Below are 18,694 nucleotides of genomic sequence, written 5' to 3' on the forward strand. Positions count from 1 at the left end.
ATACACAGGACGTTTTTAACCAGATATTTTCCACCTTCATCTATATCCTTTCAGATGCCAGGGCTATCTGCTTATGCGTTCAGATATCGAACTAATTATATCTTAAGCATTGGTGGCTAGACTGGCCGCCTCCATCACAAATAAAGTTAAACCTATGCAATTCACGACTACTCAGAGTACACCAGCCTTTAGCTGGAAAGCCCTTGGCTGGGCCGTATTGTATTTTTGTTTCTTTTCAACGGCATTACAGCTTGTAATCTACGCCACAGGCTACAGTGGCTCTACCGGTTTAAGGGATTCCATCCTCTTTAGCTTATTATGGCTGGTGCCGGTATTCCTGTTCCCGAAGAAGACTCGCATCATTGGCGCCATTATTGGCGTTGTGCTCTGGGCGGCGTCGCTAGCTGCTATTAGCTATTACGTTATTTATGGTCAGGAGTTTTCGCAAAGCGTTTTATTTGTGATGTTTGAGACCAACACCAACGAAGCAGGTGAGTTCTTAAGCCAGTATTTTAGCCTTAAGATTGTCCTGATTGCGGTGGTCTACTCCATTGTTGCCGTGCTGCTCTGGACGCGCCTGCGTCCGGTGTATATCCCAAATCCCTGGCGCTGGCTCGTCTCCTTTGCCCTGCTCTATGGGCTGATTCTGAACCCGCTGGTGACCGGCGTGTTGATGAAAGGCAAGCCCGTTGCGGACGTGCTGGATGGCATATCGACCCGCCTTGCCCCTGCAGCTCCCTGGCAGTTTATTACTGGCTACTACCAGTATCACCATCAGTTAGACAGCCTGACCAGACTGCTCAATGATAACCACGCGCTGCCGCCGCTAGCCAACCTGAAAGACAGTTCAGGGAATGCTCCTCGTACGCTGGTGCTGGTCATTGGTGAATCCACACAGCGTGGGCGCATGAGCCTTTATGGCTACCCGCGCGAAACCACGCCTGAGCTGGATGCACTGCACAAGTCAGATCCTAACTTCACCGTTTTCAATGATGTAGTGACCTCGCGCCCTTACACCATTGAGATCCTGCAGCAGGCGCTAACCTTTGCCAACGAGCAGAACCCAGACCTGTATCTGACTAAACCATCGCTGATGAACCTGATGAAACAGGCGGGCTATAAAACCTTCTGGATCACCAACCAGCAGACGATGACCTCACGTAACACCATGCTGACCGTGTTCTCAAAACAGACCGACCAGCAGTTCTATATGAACCAGCAGCGCACTCAGAGCGCCCGTGAATACGATTCTAACGTTCTGGCACCGTTTAAACAGGTTCTGTCAGACCCGGCACCGAAGAAGTTTATTATCGTGCACCTGTTGGGTACGCATATTAACTACGATTACCGTTACCCGGAAAACTGGAATAAATTCTCGGGCAAAACCGACACGATGCCAGCTGGGTTAAGTAAGGATGAGCAAAGCACGTACAACAGCTACGATAATGCCAACCTTTACAACGACTACGTCGTTTCCACCCTGATTAAGGACTACAAAGCAACAGATCCGAATGGCTTCCTGCTGTACTTCTCTGACCACGGGGAAGAGGTTTATGACACGCCGCCGCACCAAACGCAGGGCCGCAATGAGCTTGCGCCAACGCGTCATATGTACACCATTCCATTCCTGCTGTGGACGTCAGAAAAATGGCATCAGGAACACCCTCGCGATTTCTCTCAGGATGTTAACCGTAAATACAGCAGCTCCGAGCTTATCCATACCTGGTCCGATCTGGCAGGATTAAGCTATGACGGTTTCGAGCCAACCCGCGCGTTGACCAGCCCGCAGTTTGTTGAAACCACACGCTGGATTGGCAACCCATACGATAAGAAGTCGTTGACCGATTACGACAAACTGCCGTACGGCGAGCAGAAAGGTAATCAGTAACGCTCCGTAAGCCGCTCCGTATGGAGCGGCTTTTAACGCTTTACCCCGCGCATCATTTTTTCACGCAATGACTTACATTTTCTAATCATAAAATCCATTAACCAATTCTATAAAACTCACCAACACAGCGTTCATACGTAATTTATGAATTAGTTTTTCTTATTCAAATGAGCTCACCTTAGAAAAACTCAATCGTGACATGGCGCACAAATCGCTACCCTCCTGTCATTCTTGTTGGGAGCGAACATGTTACTGCACATCCTTTACCTTATCGGCATCACCGCAGAGGCGATGACCGGAGCCCTGGCCGCCGGGCGCCGCCGCATGGATACCTTTGGGGTCATCATCATTGCCACCGCCACCGCACTGGGCGGGGGTTCCGTCCGTGACATGCTGCTTGGCCACTATCCCTTAGGCTGGGTGCAACACCCTGAATACATCATCACCGTCGCCATTGCCGCAGTACTGACCACCATTGTGGCTCCGGTCATGCCGCATTTGCGCCGCCTGTTTTTGGTTCTCGATGCCGTGGGTCTGATTGTCTTTTCAATCATTGGCGCGCAAATCGCGCTGGATATGGGAGAAGGACCCATTATCGCCGTCATCGCCGCCGTCATCACCGGCGTATTTGGCGGGGTACTACGCGATATGTTCTGTAAGCGCATTCCGCTCGTCTTCCAGAAAGAGCTTTATGCCGGTATCTCGTTTGCGGCCGCCGTGCTGTACGTGGCGCTTTCGCAGTACGTCAGCAATCATGACGTGGTGGTGATCTCCACGCTGCTCTTCGGCTTTACCGCAAGGATGCTGGCGCTCAGGCTCAAGCTTGGCCTTCCGGTATTCCACTACCGGCACGAAACGCACTAGTTAAACCCCGCAACCCCAAGCTTTCTCAGCTTTTCGACAAGCGAGCTCACCACGGGGTCATGAAGAAACGTTGCCAGGCTACGCGCTTTCTCCGGGCCGATGCCCGGCAACGTTTGCCAGCGTTGCTCATTGCGAGCAAGTAGCTGTCGCCAGGTACTATCGTCAAGCGCCTTTAAGGCCGCGTTCGGCAGCGGCACACCTATTGCTTTGATCCAGCGGCGAAAGGGCTGCCGACGCGTCATATCAAAACGGTGCCATACCTGCTGCGCTCGCTCTGCCGTCATGCCAGGTGTGGACTGAAGCTGAGTTAGCGTGAGCCCAAGCCAGGAGAAGATGTGCTCAAACGAATGCGCCGTCGCAAGCCGCTGCCACCCAACCTCTCCAACGCCTTCAATATCGAGCACCGCGGGCGATCCGAGCCAGGCAAGGCGCGCTAAGAACTGCTCCCGGCACGCAACCGTACGATAAAAACAGGTGAGTGAGTTAAAGTCAGCCGCAGGTGGCTCGGGTTTTGTTCGTTCGAGAGCACGCCAGACCACGCTTTCCAGTCGCGGAATGCCTTGCCCGGCAAGACTAATCAGCAGCTGATCGCCTGCGGTAATATCCAGGCTCTGCCAGCGCGCCACCGAACCTATATTGACCCGCTGTACCCGCTTATCGTCGAGCATGATGGGCTGCAATTCGGCCACCACTGCAATCTTTCCGGTACGGCCTATCGCAAAGTGAATACCGCTGACTTCTGCCACCTGCGACACCGGCTGATACTTCCAGGCGACAACCCAATCTCCCTGCGTTGGCAACCATCGGCTTCCTTCAGGTTCTTTTCCCATTCGAACCACCACACCATCCGTTGCAAAGGGTAGCGGCGCGTTAAACCATCGCGAGCGCCATTCTGCAACCTCCCGGGCACTCATTACTGAATGGCTATAGCGCGCGGCGAGTTCGAATCCGGACGCGGCAAGAAGGTTCAGCCGCTCACGCATTGAGGCCGGGCCATCGGGCCATGCCCAGATAAACAACGACAGCGCGGAAAGCGACTGGCTATTACTCTGACGCATCAGCATTCCCGCCACCTTTGAGCGCGCGTTCATTCCCCCCATTTTTTTCTGTACATGTCCTTCCGCACGTAAAAATATCTCGCCTTGCAGAACGCTGTTTGCCAGCGCTCCGCTGACATTTTTTGGGATAGCGGGAATGTGCCGGGCTTTTTCCGTCCAGTCTTCTCCACTTAGCCCATCCCCCCGGCTGATAGCTTGCTTTAGATGTCCATTCTGATAGACCAGGGTAACCGCAACGCCATCCACTTTCGGCTGCACCCACATCCCTTCCCGGCCCTTCATCCATTCATCCATCGACCTGGCATCCGCCAACTTACGCACGCCCGTATGTGCCACCGGATGCTTCACCGTCTTACCGAGCGGCGACAGGCTGGTTTGCGCCACGGTGGTCATGCCAAAGCAGCGCTGCCACTGGGTAAGACGCGCAGAGAGTTGGTCATATACGCCGTCGCTAACCTCACTCTCCCCCTGCTGCCAGTAAACTTTATTCCACCCACTAATCTGGGCTTCGAGCTGCGCTATCTCCTGCTCCGCTCTGGTGGGTGACCAGGCAGGACAGGCCGCCTCTACCTGCAACGTGAACAGCAAGCCCACGCCAATCATCCATGCTTTCATGTTCTTCCCCTCGCCAACGAATAGCCCCTTTGTAGCGCAGCGCTTTTCACCCTGCGATAAGGGATTCTGCATTTATCGAGCCGGATTCCGGGAAAACGTGTTTGTTGCAGCAACACAAGGAGAAATCAGGAAAACGGTACGCAAAATGAAAGAAACTGGCGCAAAAAGTGTGACAAAGGCTACGTCGCGTGGCAGCGCCGTGTATAATAGGCTCGTATGTAAGTTCTCTTTCGATAATCACATACAAAAGACACTCATGGCTCAAGGCACGCTCTATATTGTTTCCGCCCCTAGCGGCGCGGGTAAATCCAGCCTGATTCAGGCTTTATTGAAAACCCAACCGTTGTACGACTCCCAGGTATCTGTTTCACATACCACGCGCGCGCCGCGTCCGGGTGAAGTGCACGGCGAACACTATTTCTTTGTGAATCACGACGATTTCAGAACGATGATTGGCGAAGGGGCATTCCTGGAACACGCGGAAGTCTTTGGCAACTATTACGGCACCTCGCGTCAGGCAATTGAGCAGGTACTGGCGACTGGCGTTGATGTCTTCCTCGATATCGACTGGCAGGGCGCTCAGCAAATCCGTAAAAGCATGCCGGGTGCGCGCAGCATCTTTATTCTGCCGCCATCCAAAATTGAACTGGATCGCCGCCTGCGCGGCCGCGGACAGGACAGCGAAGAGGTGATCGCAAAACGTATGGCTCAGGCAGTTGCAGAAATGAGTCATTACGCGGAATATGATTACCTTATCGTCAATGATGATTTTGATACCGCGCTGGGTGATTTTAAAACCATCCTCCGGGCAGAACGTCTGCGTATGAGCCGCCAAAAGCAGCGACATGACGCTTTAATCAGCAAATTATTGGCAGACTGAACCCACTTTCAGTATCATGCCCAGTCCATCACTATCTGTGGAGCATTAAAGTATGGCACGCGTAACTGTTCAGGACGCTGTAGAGAAAATTGGTAACCGTTTTGACCTGGTACTGGTCGCCGCGCGTCGCGCTCGTCAGATGCAGGTAGGCGGAAAGGATCCGCTGGTTCCAGAAGAAAACGATAAAACCACCGTTATCGCACTGCGCGAAATCGAAGAAGGTCTGATCAACAACCAGATCCTCGACGTGCGCGAGCGCCAGGAACAGCAAGAGCAGGAAGCCGCTGAATTACAAGCTGTTACCGCTATTGCTGAAGGTCGTCGTTAATTACATAGCGGGTCGCCCTTGTATCTGTTTGAGAGCCTGAATCAGCTGATTCAAAATTACCTGCCGGAAGACCAGATTAAGCGTCTTCGGCAGGCCTATCTCGTTGCACGTGACGCTCACGAGGGGCAAACACGTTCAAGCGGTGAACCCTATATCACGCACCCGGTAGCGGTGGCCTGCATTCTGGCCGAGATGAAACTCGACTATGAAACGCTGATGGCTGCTCTGCTGCATGACGTGATTGAAGATACCCCTGCCACCTACCAGGACATGGAGCAACTCTTTGGTAAAAGCGTTGCTGAACTGGTAGAGGGGGTCTCTAAACTTGATAAGCTCAAGTTCCGCGATAAGAAAGAAGCGCAGGCTGAAAACTTTCGCAAAATGATTATGGCGATGGTGCAGGATATCCGCGTCATCCTCATCAAGCTTGCCGACCGCACCCACAACATGCGCACGCTGGGCTCATTACGCCCGGACAAACGTCGCCGCATCGCCCGTGAAACGCTCGAAATCTACAGCCCGCTGGCCCACCGTTTAGGTATCCACCACATCAAGACCGAGCTCGAAGAGCTGGGCTTTGAAGCGCTGTATCCAAACCGTTATCGCGTGATTAAAGAAGTGGTGAAAGCCGCGCGCGGTAACCGTAAAGAGATGATTCAGAAGATCCTTTCTGAAATCGAAGGGCGTTTGCAGGAAGCGGGAATTCCGTGTCGCGTTAGCGGTCGCGAGAAACATCTTTACTCTATCTACTGCAAAATGGTGCTGAAAGAGCAGCGTTTTCACTCGATCATGGACATCTACGCCTTCCGCGTTATCGTCCACGATCTGGATACCTGCTACCGCGTACTGGGCCAGATGCACAGCCTGTACAAACCGCGTCCGGGTCGCGTAAAAGATTACATCGCGATTCCAAAGGCCAACGGATATCAGTCCCTGCACACCTCAATGATTGGGCCACACGGTGTCCCGGTCGAAGTCCAGATCCGTACTGAAGACATGGATCAAATGGCAGAGATGGGTGTTGCCGCGCACTGGGCATACAAAGAGCACGGTGGCGAAAGCAGTACTACCGCACAAATCCGCGCCCAGCGCTGGATGCAAAGCCTGCTGGAACTGCAGCAGAGCGCCGGTAGCTCGTTTGAATTTATCGAGAGCGTTAAATCCGATCTCTTCCCGGATGAGATTTACGTTTTCACCCCGGAAGGCCGCATTGTCGAACTGCCCGCTGGCGCTACGCCGGTGGACTTCGCCTACGCCGTGCATACCGATATCGGTCATGCCTGCGTGGGCGCGCGCGTCGACCGCCAGCCTTACCCACTGTCGCAACCGCTCTCAAGCGGTCAGACGGTAGAGATTATTACCGCGCCGGGCGCACGCCCGAACGCCGCATGGCTCAATTTTGTCGTCAGCTCAAAAGCGCGCGCCAAAATCCGTCAGATGCTGAAAAACCTCAAGCGCGACGACTCCGTCAGCCTGGGCCGCCGTCTGCTGAACCACGCGCTGGGCGGCAGCCGCAAACTTGCGGAAATTCCTGCGGATCATGTTCAGCGCGAACTTGACCGTATGCGTCTTGCCACCCTTGACGACCTGCTGGCCGAAATCGGCCTGGGCAACGCCATGAGCGTGGTAGTGGCGAAAAACCTCCAGCAGGGTGAAGCAATCCCGTCTGCACCGGGTGCCTCCGGGCATACCCATCTGCCGATTAAAGGCGCCGACGGCGTGCTGATCACCTTCGCGAAATGCTGTCGACCGATCCCTGGCGACCCGATCATCGCCCACGTCAGCCCGGGTAAAGGGCTGGTTATTCACCATGAATCCTGCCGCAACATTCGCGGCTATCAGAAAGAACCTGAGAAATTCATGGCGGTTGAGTGGGACAAAGAGACGGCGCAGGAATTTATCACCGAGATTAAGGTCGATATGTTCAACCATCAGGGGGCACTGGCCAACCTGACGGCAGCCATCAATACCGCGGCGTCCAATATTCAAAGCCTGAATACGGAAGAAAAAGACGGCCGCGTTTATAGCGCCTTTATCCGCCTGACCGCTCGCGACCGTGTGCACCTGGCGAATATCATGCGCAAAATCCGCGTGATGCCGGACGTCATTAAAGTCACCCGTAACCGAAACTAGCGTTATGAATTCACAGCGTTATGCGCGTATTCGTGAGATGCTCGCCAGGCGTCAGCCTGACCTGACGGTCTGCATGGAAGAGGTCCACAAACCTCATAATGTCTCGGCGATCGTTCGCACCGCCGACGCGGTAGGCGTACACGAAGTTCATGCGGTCTGGCCCAGCACCCGAATGCGCCCTATGGCATCCGCGGCGGGCAGTAACAGCTGGGTTCAGGTAATAACCCATCCCACCATTGGCGATGCGGTCGGCCATTTAAAGGGCCAGGGCATGCAAATCCTGGCCACTAACCTGTCAGACACATCCGTCGATTTCCGTGAAATCGACTACACCCGCCCAACCTGTATTCTGATGGGGCAGGAAAAAACCGGCATCACCCAGGAAGCGTTAGCCCTCGCAGACCAGGACATCATCATCCCGATGATCGGCATGGTGCAGTCGCTCAACGTTTCCGTCGCCTCTGCGTTGATTCTCTACGAAGCCCAGCGTCAGCGTCAAAACGCCGGTATGTACCAACGCGAAAACAGCATGCTGCCGGTCGAAGAGCAACAGCGTCTGCTGTTTGAAGGCGGCTACCCGGTGCTGGCACACGTCGCCAAACGCAAAGGCCTTCCTTATCCCCACGTCAATGAGCAGGGCGAAATTGAAGCCGATGCCACGTGGTGGTCCACTATGCAGGCTACGGAGTAACCGCCATGCAAAGCCGTCTGCTGGATGCCGTTCCGCTCAACACATTGACCGGCGTAGGCGCCGCGCAGAGCAATCGGCTGGCGAAAATTGGTCTGCACACGGTGCAGGATTTACTCCTGCACCTGCCGTTACGCTACGAAGACCGCACCCAACTTTATCCTATCGGTGAACTGCTTCCCGGCATCTACGTGACCGTAGAAGGCGAAGTTCTGAACTGCAATATCACCTTCGGCGGCCGCCGGATGATGACCTGCCAGATTAGCGATGGCACTGGCATCCTGACCATGCGCTTTTTCAACTTCAACGCGGCGATGAAAAATAGCCTCGCCACCGGGCGACGCGTGTTGGCCTATGGTGAAGCAAAGCGCGGCAAGTACGGCGCGGAGATGATCCACCCGGAATACCGCGTGCAGGGCGACCTCAGTACGCCGGATTTGCAGGAGACCTTAACGCCGGTCTATCCCACTACCGAAGGCATCAAGCAGGCGACGCTGCGCAAACTCACCGACCAGGCGCTGGATCTACTCGACACCTGCGCCATCAGCGAGCTGCTGCCACCGGAACTGGCACAGGGGATGATGAGCCTGCCGGAAGCGCTGCGCACGCTGCATCGCCCACCGCCGACGCTACAGCTCGCCGATTTAGAGACCGGTAAACACCCCGCACAGCAGCGTTTAATTCTCGAAGAGCTGCTGGCGCATAACCTCAGCATGCTGGCGCTGCGTGCGGGCGCGCAGCGTTTTCACGCTCAGCCTCTCAGCGAGAACCGTGAGCTGAAAGATAAGTTTCTGGCCAATTTGCCGTTTAAGCCTACCGGCGCACAGGCGCGGGTGACGGCCGAAATCGAACATGATATGGCGTTGGATATACCGATGATGCGTCTGGTGCAGGGCGACGTTGGTTCCGGTAAAACGCTGGTTGCCGCGCTAGCAGCACTACGCGCTATCGCGCACGGTAAACAGGTGGCGCTAATGGCGCCGACCGAACTGCTCGCCGAACAGCACGCCAACAACTTCCGCAGCTGGTTTGAACCGCTCGGCATTGAAGTCGGCTGGTTAGCGGGTAAGCAAAAAGGCAAAGCCCGTCAGGCGCAGCAGGAGGCTATTGCCAGCGGTCAGGTGCAGATGATTGTCGGCACCCACGCCATCTTCCAGGAGCAGGTGCAGTTTAACGGGCTGGCGCTGGTTATCATCGACGAACAGCACCGTTTTGGCGTCCATCAACGCCTGGCGCTGTGGGAGAAAGGCCAGCAGCAGGGCTTCCACCCACATCAGTTGATCATGACCGCCACCCCGATTCCTCGCACCCTGGCGATGACCGCCTATGCCGATCTGGATACCTCGGTTATTGACGAACTGCCGCCGGGCCGCACCCCGGTGACCACGGTAGCGATACCTGATACCCGACGTCACGACATTATCGACCGCGTGCGCAACGCCTGCACCACCGAGGGCCGCCAGGCTTATTGGGTCTGTACGCTGATTGAAGAGTCTGACCTGCTGGAGGCTCAGGCGGCGGAAGCCACCTGCGAAGAGCTGAAGCTGGCGCTGCCGGAACTGAATATCGGCCTCGTCCACGGGCGCATGAAGCCCGCCGAGAAGCAGGCCGTTATGCAGGCGTTCAAACAGGGCGAGCTACATCTGCTGATTGCCACCACGGTCATTGAAGTGGGCGTCGACGTTCCAAACGCCAGCCTGATGATTATTGAAAACCCGGAGCGTCTGGGGCTGGCACAGCTGCACCAGCTAAGAGGCCGCGTGGGCCGTGGCGCGGTGGCATCGCACTGCGTGCTGCTCTACAAATCGCCGCTGTCGAAAACCGCACAAATGCGCCTGCAGGTGCTGCGCGACAGCAATGACGGCTTCGTGATTGCCCAGAAAGATCTCGAGATCCGTGGCCCCGGTGAACTGCTGGGTACCCGCCAGACCGGCAACGCCGAATTTAAAGTCGCCGACTTAATGCGCGATCAGGCAATGATCCCCGAAGTTCAGCGCCTGGCACGCCATATTCACGACCGTTACCCACAGCAGGCTAATGCCCTGATTGAACGCTGGATGCCGGAAACCGAACGTTATTCCAACGCGTAGCGATACCCGCAGCCCCGCAGGGGCTGTGCTAAACTTCGCACAATTTTACTTTCCTGGACGAGTTTGTAATGAGACGAGAACTGGCTATCGAATTTTCGCGCGTCACCGAAGCGGCGGCGCTGGCAGGCTACAAATGGCTGGGTCGTGGCGATAAGAACACCGCCGACGGCGCAGCAGTCAACGCCATGCGTATTATGCTCAACAAGGTCAACATTGACGGCACCATCGTCATTGGCGAAGGCGAAATCGATGAAGCGCCAATGCTCTACATTGGCGAGTCCGTTGGTACCGGGAATGGTGATGCGGTGGATATCGCCGTTGACCCCATCGAAGGCACCCGCATGACGGCGATGGGCCAGGCAAACGCACTGGCGGTGCTGGCGGTGGGCGATAAAGGCTGCTTCCTCAACGCGCCTGATATGTACATGGAAAAACTGATTGTCGGCCCAGGCGCAAAAGGCACTATCGATCTCAACAAACCGCTGGAAGAGAACCTGCGCAACGTCGCCCGCGCGCTGGATAAACCGCTCTCAGAACTTACCGTTACCATTCTTGCCAAGCCGCGCCACGACGACGTTATCGCTGAGTTGCAAAAACTGGGCGTACGCGTCTTTGCCATTCCTGATGGCGACGTCGCGGCGTCCATCCTGACCTGTATGCCGGATAGCGAAGTCGACGTCATGTACGGCATCGGCGGCGCACCGGAAGGCGTGGTCTCTGCCGCCGTCATTCGCGCACTGGATGGCGATATGCACGGCCGCCTGCTGGCGCGTCACCACGTCAAAGGCGACAGCGAAGAGAACCGCCGCATCGGTGAAAACGAGCTGGAGCGCTGTAAGGCGATGGGCATTGAAGCAGGCGTCGTACTGACGCTTGACGACATGGCGCGCAGCGACAACGTTATCTTCTCCGCCACCGGCATCACCAAAGGCGACCTGCTGGACGGCATTACTCGCAAAGGGAATATCGCCACCACCGAGACGCTGCTGATCCGCGGGAAATCACGGACTATTCGCCGCATTCAGTCGATTCACTACCTCGATCGCAAAGACACTGAAATTCAGCGTCACATTCTCTAAATCATTTGATCAATAGAGCTTTCCGGCCCTTTCGGGCTGGAAATCTGCTCTCGTCGCGGTGATGATAAAACTAACGATATTGAGGGGAGAAAAGCCATGGCTGACTGGGTTACAGGCAAAGTTGTTAACGTGCAAAACTGGACGGACGCACTGTTTAGCCTCACCGTCCACGCACCGGTTCAACCGTTCACCGCCGGGCAGTTTGCCAAGCTTGGGCTGGATATCGACGGCGAGCGTGTTCAGCGCGCCTACTCGTACGTTAACGCCCCGCACAACCCCGATCTCGAGTTCTATCTGGTGACCGTTCCTGACGGCAAACTAAGCCCCCGCTTAGCGGCGCTGAAGCCCGGCGATGAAGTGCTGGTCGTCAGCGAAGCGGCTGGCTTCTTTGTGCTCGACGAAATTCCCGACTGCGAAACCCTGTGGATGCTGGCAACCGGCACCGCCATTGGCCCGTACCTGTCGATTCTGGAAGAAGGCAAAGATCTGGATCGCTTTAAAAATATGGTGCTGGTGCACGCCGCGCGCTACGCCGCCGATTTAAGCTATCTGCCGCAAATGCGGGCGCTGGAAGCGCGTTACGCTGGTAAGCTGCGTATTCAGACGGTGGTCAGCCGGGAAACCGCACCGGGCATGCTAACAGGGCGCGTACCGGCGCTTATTGAAAGCGGCGCGCTGGAAGCGGCGGTCGGCCTGCCGATGAACGCCGAAACCAGCCACGTCATGTTATGCGGTAACCCGCAGATGGTGCGCGATACCCAACAGTTGCTGAAAGAGACCCGACAGATGACCAAACACCTGCGTCGTCGGCCGGGCCACATGACCGCTGAACACTACTGGTGATCGGCGCGGTACTTCACGTCCTGCGTCTCTTTGCCGTATTTATTTTCGCCCTGGGTGCCAACAAACGCGCCCAGGTCGATAAGCATCATCACAATGATCAGCGTCGGGATAAAGCGCCCTACGCCCCACTGCCACATGCCGGGCAGCATTGACCAGTTGCCTGCCAGCAGCATCCACGCCAGTATCATCAGCAGCGCCCAGATACCGGACTTGCCCCGGTCATGTAAGCGTTTAATCGTCACCGCCGCCGTTGGCCACAGCAGACAGACCAGCATAAATGCCGCCGTTTGCAGGTCAACCAGCCCGCCGCCCGCAAGGCTGAACAGCGCCACCATCGTCACCGCCCAGATGGCGATCCAGATCCAGAAGTCACGGCGGCCAATACGGCCTTTACCGGAAAATAACCATTGCTGTAGAGTCATGTACCCTTTCCTTTGTCGTTGTGCCGCGTAGTTTACCCTGAAGCGGCCACATTTTGACAAGCGAGGCGGTTCCCGTTTTAATCGTCATCTGAAAAGAGGAGGACGATAAGCATGAGAAAGTGGATAACGCTGTGTCTAATAGGGCTTGTGGCCCTGGGCGCCGGTCAGTCCGTGCTGTCGGCGCAATCGCCTGCGGCCGTTGCGCCGTATCTGCTGTCTGGCGCGCCGGTCTTTGACCTCTCCATCAGCCAGTTCCGGGAAAAATTCAATACCGACAATCCGACGCTGCCGCTCGATGAGTTCCGCGCCATCGCGTCCAGCCGCGATCAGCTCAATATTACCCGAGCCGCCAGCAAGATTAACGAAAACCTCTACGCCTCGACGGCGCTGGAGCGCGGTACGCTGAAAATTAAATCTATCCAGATAACCTGGCTGCCGATTCAGGGGCCAGAACAGAAGGCTGCGAAAAATAAAGCGCAGGAATATATGAGCGCCCTGATGCGCGCCGTGATCCCGACGCTCACCAAACCGCAAAGCCTGCAAAAGCTGCAAAAATTGTTGGCGCTGGGTAAAGGCAAACACTACTTCGCCAGCACCGAAGGCGCCGTGCGCTATGTTGTCGCAGATAACGGTGAAAAAGGGCTGACCTTCGCCGTTGAACCGATTAAGCTGGCGTTATCTGAGAATCTTGAAGGGGAGAATAAATGATAAAAAGCAAAGCCTTCATGACATTCAATCTCTATACTGTTTCACAGACCATGCTGCCCTGACGGGCGGCCATATTCCTTAATTCGCTGATAAGCGTGGAGAATCGAAATGCGACATCCTTTAGTGATGGGTAACTGGAAACTGAACGGCAGCCGCCACATGGTAAACGAGCTGATTGCTAATCTGCGTACCGAACTGGCTGGCGTTGCTGGTTGTGGCGTTGCTATCGCGCCACCAGAAATGTACATCGATCTGGCTAAACACGCCGCTGCGGGCAGCCACATCCACCTGGGCGCGCAGAACGTAGACCTGAACCTGTCCGGCGCATTCACCGGCGAAACTTCCGCTGAAATGCTGAAAGATGTTGGCGCAACCTACATCATCATCGGCCACTCCGAGCGTCGTACTTACCACAAAGAATCTGACGAGCTGATCGCTAAGAAATTCGCGATTCTGAAAGAACAGGGCCTGATCCCCGTTCTGTGCATCGGTGAAACCGAAGCAGAAAACGAAGCGGGCAAAACTGAAGAAGTTTGTGCACGTCAGATCGACGCCGTTCTGAAAACTCAGGGCGCAGCAGCCTTCGAAGGCGCGGTTATCGCTTACGAGCCAGTATGGGCGATCGGTACCGGCAAATCTGCAACCCCAGCGCAGGCTCAGGCTGTTCACAAATTCATCCGTGACCACATTGCTAAAGCTGACGCGAAAATCGCTGAACAGGTTATCATCCAGTACGGCGGTTCCGTAAACGCAGGCAACGCAGCAGAGCTGTTCACTCAGCCTGACATCGACGGCGCGCTGGTTGGCGGTGCATCCCTGAAAGCTGACGCTTTCGCGGTGATCGTTAAAGCGGCAGAAGCGGCGAAAAAAGCGTAAGGCATTTACGCGGAACGACCCCGTAGCCCGGCCAAGCGTAGCGCCGCCGGGAAGAACCGGCCATTTGGCCGGTTTTTTTATAATTTCCCCAGCACCTGATACCACGCATAATCCAGCGGCAACAGCAGCAAATAGCTCACCGCCGCCAGCGCCAGACACAGCAGCATCCCCGCCCGCGCAGGCACCTTCCCTAACGCCATCGCCACCACGATCGGCGAGGCCTGATACGGCAGCAGCGGCGTGGAGTAACCCAGCACCTGAATCATAATCACGCTGAGCAGCGGGAAACCGGTGGCATCGGAGAAGCTCTGAGCAAAAGTCGTATACAGCGCTGGCACACCGTTGGCGGTCATAATGAAGTTCAGCGCGCTGGTAATACCGGTTAGGGCCAGGAAGCTGGTAAACGGCGCGTCCTCACTGAGCGGCATAACATGCAGCAGCGCATTGCCCACCACCGCGCCAATCCCGGTTTGGGTCACGGTGATTGCCAGCCCCAGAATCCCCGCCACGTAAACGCAGGCGCGAATGTTCACCCCGCTGGCAAATTCATCACCGTTGATAAATCCCACGCGCGGCAGCAGCGTGATGACCGCAGCCACCAGCCCCGTCCAGGCAGGCCCAATGCCGTGCCAGCTCTCGCTTATCCATAGCGTTAAGACCACCGCTAATAGCCACGCCAGGCGCTTCTCATCCCCACTCATTGGCGGCAGCGGCTCCAGGTCGCGCGGCGGGTGCGGTTTTCCAGGAAACAGCCAGCAGATAAGTCCCACCAGCGCGGCCCCCTTGAGCCAGCCCAGCACCGGCGTGTGCAGCAGCAGATACGGCACGTAGTTGAGGTGGATACCGTAGGCACCTTCCGCCGCCCCGCTCATCACCAGATTGGGTACGTTGGCGGGCAAAATGGTCGCAGAAAGCTGGAAGGTACCAAAGCCCACGGCCAGCGCCAGCCCGTACCACGCGCGAGTGCCATCTTCGATCCCTGCACGCTTGGCCATTGCCGCCACAATCGGCATCAGCAGCGCAATACGCCCCATATTCGACGGCATCACAAACGCCAGCGCGTAGCTCAACAGCACCACGCTGCCGACCATCAGCAGCCAGGAGTCGGTGAGCCTTGAGGAGAGCGCCCGCGCGGCGCGATCCGCCAGCCCGGTTTTGCGAATGGCAATGCCGAGCACAAATCCGCTAAACACCAGCCAGAAGGCCGACGAGGCAAAGCCACCGAAGATAACGTCCGGCGGTGCGATTTTCGCGGTCATCGCCGCGGCGAAAAACAGCAGCGCAGTAATAAACTCCGGCAGCAGCGAGGTGGCCCACAGCAGGATAGTCACGCCAACGATGATAGAGGGAAGGAACAGAGGGTGGGACAACCAGAGCGACATACCTGTCTCCTGTCGTTTTTTTCAGCAAGCATACGACGACAGGGTAGACAGGTAAACGCCAGATTAGGTGGGGTTATTGCAGGATTGCGCAGCGATGATCCTGAATTTCCTCGGCAGAAGCGCGGTTCAGGGTCAGCAGATTACGCTCGGTCGCCAACAGCAACAGCGAGTCATCACTTTGCTTCACCAGCGCCAGCGCAAAGCGCCCCATATGATCGCGCGCTTCCGGGACCTCTTCCGCCAGCATCAGGAACGGACTGCGCTGCGCCAGCTCGTTTTCGGTGACGCGACGCGCCAGATATTCATGCCCCATCAGCCCGCCCGGCAGCGGTAGCCAGCGGCTGCTAATGGCGGCGATATCGCCGTCCAGTTGCTCGCGAACGTCTTTGCGCAGGCAGGAAATATGGATGTGGAAATGGTTTTGCGTCCGCCCGGTACGGGAGTTGATGGTCAAGGAGATCGCGCTATCCGGTACTTCCGAACCCCGTTTGTCGCTCATGATCATACGACGCTGCCACGCCTGCCAGAAGAAGTTTGGCGTTTGCGGGTTGAGCAGCAGTGGGCTTTCGGTGCCGTTAATCCGGTAGGTTGGCATCAGCAGATACTGCAGCGGGCCGTTGCGGTCTTTAAAGAGCACATAGCCGCCCTTCGGGTTCACATCGGCACAGGGTGCCGGGGTGCGATGATTGAGCTGATTAGGTACACACTGGTCTAGCACAATATGGCGCAGCGCGTCCGGGTTGCCGGAATGCAGCCAATACCAGCCGCCCGCCCCCGCAGCAATCACCAACACCAGCAGCGCTGCCAGCAGGTATTTTATCCGTGTCATTTTATCTCCCCAAATCAAACCAGAGGGGAAGAGTAACGTAGATTTATGACCAACAGAACATTTCTAACCAGGTAGCCCGGCCAAGCGAAGCGCCGCCGGGGATGCTCCGTGCAAAACCCGGCGTCGCATTCGCTCGGCCGGGCTACATGGGTTAACGCTTACTAATCTGGTCGAAAGTCCCGCCGTTAGAGAAGTGGTCTTTCTGCGCTTTGGTCCAGCCGCCGAACTCATCATCAATGGTGAAGAGCTTCAGTTTTGGGAACTCGCTTTCATACTTCTTCGCCACCGCCGGGTCACGTGGACGATAGTAGTTCTTCGCCGCGATCTCCTGGCCTTCCGGCGAGTAGAGGTACTTCAGGTAAGCTTCTGCCACCGCCGTCGTGCCTTTTTTCTCAGCGACTTTGTCGACCACGGAAACAGTCGGCTCGGCGAGGATAGATTCGCTTGGGGTAACGATTTCAAACTTGTCTTTGCCCAGTTCATTCGTCGCCAGCAGCGCTTCGTTTTCCCAGGCAATCAGCACGTCGCCGATGCCGCGTTCTACGAAGGTGTTAGTCGAACCGCGAGCGCCGGAGTCCAGCACTTCCACGTTCTTATACAGCGCCTTCACGAAGTCTTGCGCTTTGGCCTGATCGTTGTTGTTGTGATGCAGGGCGTAGCCCCAGGCTGCCAGGTAGTTCCAGCGAGCGCCGCCGGAGCTTTTTGGGTTCGGGGTGATAACGGAAACGCCCGGTTTAATCAGGTCGTTCCAGTCATGAATCTGTTTCGGGTTGCCTTTACGCACCAGGAACACGATGGTGGAGGTGTACGGCGCGGAGTTATCCGGCAGACGTTTGATCCAGTTTTTGTCGATGCGGCCACGTTCAGCAATGGCGTCAACGTCATAGGCCAGCGCCAGCGTTACCACATCGGCATCAATGCCGTTAATCACGGAAGTGGCCTGTTTGCCAGAACCGCCGTGCGACTGGCGAATCACCACGTTATCACCGGTCTCTTTTTTCCAGTGCGCGCTGAACGCCTTGTTATATTGTTCGTACAGTTCACGCGTCGGATCGTACGACACGTTGAGTAATTGGATGTCCTTAGCCAGTACGCTGGTAGTAGCCAGCAAAAGAGTTAACCCTACGCCCCACTTATTCATCGCCCGCTCTCTTATCTGTTGTGTTGTAATGAGGCTAGCCTGCCAGAAATCGAACCAATGATTAAAGAATAAAAAAAGATTGATTATGCAGTTTTGAAATATAAGCGGGTACACGAAATGCGCGTATGTTCGAAATCACTCAGCGGGGAAAATTCGCGGGGGTGAAGCATCCCCAGGCCGTTAAAAAACCGCCCGGGGAGGAGTGGAATTAGACTTCTTCCATGCGGCCGAGCAGCGCCTGCAGACGATCCTGCCAGCCGCTCTGCTGTTCTTTCAGCTGGTTGTTTTCACGCTCCAGCTCTTCACGGCTCTGGTGTGCAGACTGTACATCCTGCGCCAGGGTGTTGTTCTTTTCTTTCAGCTCTTCGATTTCCATCTGCAACAGCGTGATGGTATCAATCGCCTGCTGAACTTTCGCTTCCAGTTTCTCAAACACTTCTAATGACATCGTCATAACCTCTCCTGATCTTGCAAGGCGTTGATATCGTCCCGGAACCCCGGCGACGCCTTAACGTAAATAAGCGCACGGCTTGCAGTCGATTGTATGGAGCGCCGTCGCGACTGTCCAGCGCCAGAGCCTGTAGATTGCGGTTGTCCGCAATTTTCGGCCTGGTCCTGGAGCGTTAGCGCACTTTCCCATTAAATTGTTAAATGTTTAGCCACGAGAATGTTTCGCTCCTCACAGTTTTCGTTCCGATAATGTTCATTTATTGGCGCGAAAACGCTCATTTCTTGACGCGGCACACACATTTTGATTTCGATATTTCTCGTTTACGCTCGTTAACGATAAATTAACACTATGCCTACAAGGCAACATGAGTGTTATGACCGCTCATGAACACAATAATCATCAATTAGTCTTTAGGATTC

Annotated in this window: 17 protein-coding genes; 11 read left to right on the top strand and 6 right to left on the bottom strand. The window is 55.8% G+C overall.

Annotated features, from left to right (window positions below; genetic code table 11):
* The first annotated feature begins 154 nt into the window (after window positions 1-154).
* Together AB2B48_RS17185 and AB2B48_RS17190 are read left to right on the top strand one after the other, a co-directional pair.
* Window positions 155-1,888, top strand: a complete 1,734-nt coding sequence (locus tag AB2B48_RS17185) for a phosphoethanolamine transferase CptA (protein WP_220440712.1) — start codon at window positions 155-157, stop codon at window positions 1,886-1,888.
* Between the two features lie 246 nt (window positions 1,889-2,134).
* On the top strand, window positions 2,135-2,752 hold the full coding sequence (locus tag AB2B48_RS17190) for a trimeric intracellular cation channel family protein (protein ID WP_185667494.1): 618 nt from the start codon (window positions 2,135-2,137) through the stop codon (window positions 2,750-2,752).
* On the opposite strand, the gene ligB is transcribed toward AB2B48_RS17190, so the two are convergent.
* Window positions 2,749-4,425 (bottom strand): NAD-dependent DNA ligase LigB, encoded by a 1,677-nt coding sequence (gene ligB / locus AB2B48_RS17195; protein ID WP_368299691.1) that lies wholly within the window; start codon window positions 4,423-4,425, stop codon window positions 2,749-2,751. The genes AB2B48_RS17190 and ligB overlap by 4 nt on opposite strands.
* Window positions 4,426-4,681: 256 nt before the next feature.
* On the opposite strand from ligB, the gene gmk reads away from it, so the two are divergent.
* The 7 genes from gmk to fpr all read left to right on the top strand — a co-directional run bounded on the left by gmk (window position 4,682) and on the right by fpr (window position 12,466).
* Complete coding sequence (gmk, locus tag AB2B48_RS17200) at window positions 4,682-5,305, top strand: guanylate kinase (RefSeq protein ID WP_035895845.1); 624 nt, start codon at window positions 4,682-4,684, stop codon at window positions 5,303-5,305.
* Window positions 5,306-5,357: 52 nt separating this feature from the next.
* Entirely contained in the window at window positions 5,358-5,633 is a 276-nt protein-coding gene (gene rpoZ / locus AB2B48_RS17205; protein ID WP_000135058.1) for a DNA-directed RNA polymerase subunit omega, read from the top strand.
* A gap of 18 nt (window positions 5,634-5,651) precedes the next feature.
* Window positions 5,652-7,766 (top strand): bifunctional GTP diphosphokinase/guanosine-3',5'-bis pyrophosphate 3'-pyrophosphohydrolase, encoded by a 2,115-nt coding sequence (gene spoT, locus AB2B48_RS17210; RefSeq protein ID WP_185667495.1) that lies wholly within the window; start codon window positions 5,652-5,654, stop codon window positions 7,764-7,766.
* Window positions 7,767-7,770: 4 nt separating this feature from the next.
* Window positions 7,771-8,457, top strand: a complete 687-nt coding sequence (gene trmH, locus AB2B48_RS17215) for a tRNA (guanosine(18)-2'-O)-methyltransferase TrmH (protein WP_220440713.1) — start codon at window positions 7,771-7,773, stop codon at window positions 8,455-8,457.
* A 5-nt stretch (window positions 8,458-8,462) separates the two neighbouring features.
* On the top strand, window positions 8,463-10,544 hold the full coding sequence (recG, locus tag AB2B48_RS17220) for an ATP-dependent DNA helicase RecG (RefSeq protein ID WP_368299692.1): 2,082 nt from the start codon (window positions 8,463-8,465) through the stop codon (window positions 10,542-10,544).
* 68 nt (window positions 10,545-10,612) lie between these two features.
* Window positions 10,613-11,623 (top strand): class II fructose-bisphosphatase, encoded by a 1,011-nt coding sequence (gene glpX / locus AB2B48_RS17225; protein ID WP_333011058.1) that lies wholly within the window; start codon window positions 10,613-10,615, stop codon window positions 11,621-11,623.
* Between the two features lie 96 nt (window positions 11,624-11,719).
* Complete coding sequence (gene fpr / locus AB2B48_RS17230; RefSeq protein WP_368299693.1) at window positions 11,720-12,466, top strand: ferredoxin--NADP(+) reductase; 747 nt, start codon at window positions 11,720-11,722, stop codon at window positions 12,464-12,466.
* On the opposite strand, the gene AB2B48_RS17235 is transcribed toward fpr, so the two are convergent.
* On the bottom strand, window positions 12,457-12,888 hold the full coding sequence (locus AB2B48_RS17235; protein ID WP_185667500.1) for a DUF805 domain-containing protein: 432 nt from the start codon (window positions 12,886-12,888) through the stop codon (window positions 12,457-12,459). The two genes, fpr and AB2B48_RS17235, sit on opposite strands and share 10 nt — an antisense overlap.
* Window positions 12,889-12,999: 111 nt before the next feature.
* Here AB2B48_RS17235 and AB2B48_RS17240 point away from each other — a divergent pair, with 111 nt between their 5' ends.
* Together AB2B48_RS17240 and tpiA are read left to right on the top strand one after the other, a co-directional pair.
* Window positions 13,000-13,596: a DUF1454 family protein gene (locus AB2B48_RS17240; RefSeq protein WP_333011059.1), complete on the top strand. Its 597-nt coding sequence runs from the start codon at window positions 13,000-13,002 to the stop codon at window positions 13,594-13,596.
* Between the two features lie 108 nt (window positions 13,597-13,704).
* Window positions 13,705-14,472, top strand: a complete 768-nt coding sequence (tpiA, locus tag AB2B48_RS17245; RefSeq protein ID WP_035895862.1) for a triose-phosphate isomerase — start codon at window positions 13,705-13,707, stop codon at window positions 14,470-14,472.
* 77 nt (window positions 14,473-14,549) lie between these two features.
* Here the strand turns inward: tpiA and AB2B48_RS17250 are convergent, their stop codons facing one another.
* The 4 genes from AB2B48_RS17250 to zapB all read right to left on the bottom strand — a co-directional run bounded on the left by AB2B48_RS17250 (window position 14,550) and on the right by zapB (window position 18,278).
* A complete protein-coding gene (locus tag AB2B48_RS17250) occupies window positions 14,550-15,854 on the bottom strand; it encodes an SLC13 family permease (RefSeq protein ID WP_220440719.1) in 1,305 nt (434 codons plus the stop codon).
* Window positions 15,855-15,927: 73 nt separating this feature from the next.
* Window positions 15,928-16,683: a CDP-diacylglycerol diphosphatase gene (locus AB2B48_RS17255; RefSeq protein ID WP_185667503.1), complete on the bottom strand. Its 756-nt coding sequence runs from the start codon at window positions 16,681-16,683 to the stop codon at window positions 15,928-15,930.
* Window positions 16,684-16,834: 151 nt separating this feature from the next.
* Entirely contained in the window at window positions 16,835-17,824 is a 990-nt protein-coding gene (gene sbp / locus AB2B48_RS17260) for a sulfate/thiosulfate ABC transporter substrate-binding protein Sbp (RefSeq protein ID WP_220440720.1), read from the bottom strand.
* Between the two features lie 208 nt (window positions 17,825-18,032).
* Window positions 18,033-18,278 carry a septal ring assembly protein ZapB gene (gene zapB, locus AB2B48_RS17265; protein WP_115073675.1) on the bottom strand — a complete coding sequence of 82 codons (246 nt, stop codon included), beginning with the start codon at window positions 18,276-18,278 and terminating at the stop codon, window positions 18,033-18,035.
* Between the last annotated feature and the right edge of the window lie 416 nt (window positions 18,279-18,694).

Source organism: Kluyvera sichuanensis, assembly GCF_040930405.1.
In the GTDB taxonomy this organism is placed as follows: Bacteria; Pseudomonadota; Gammaproteobacteria; order Enterobacterales; family Enterobacteriaceae; genus Kluyvera; species Kluyvera sichuanensis.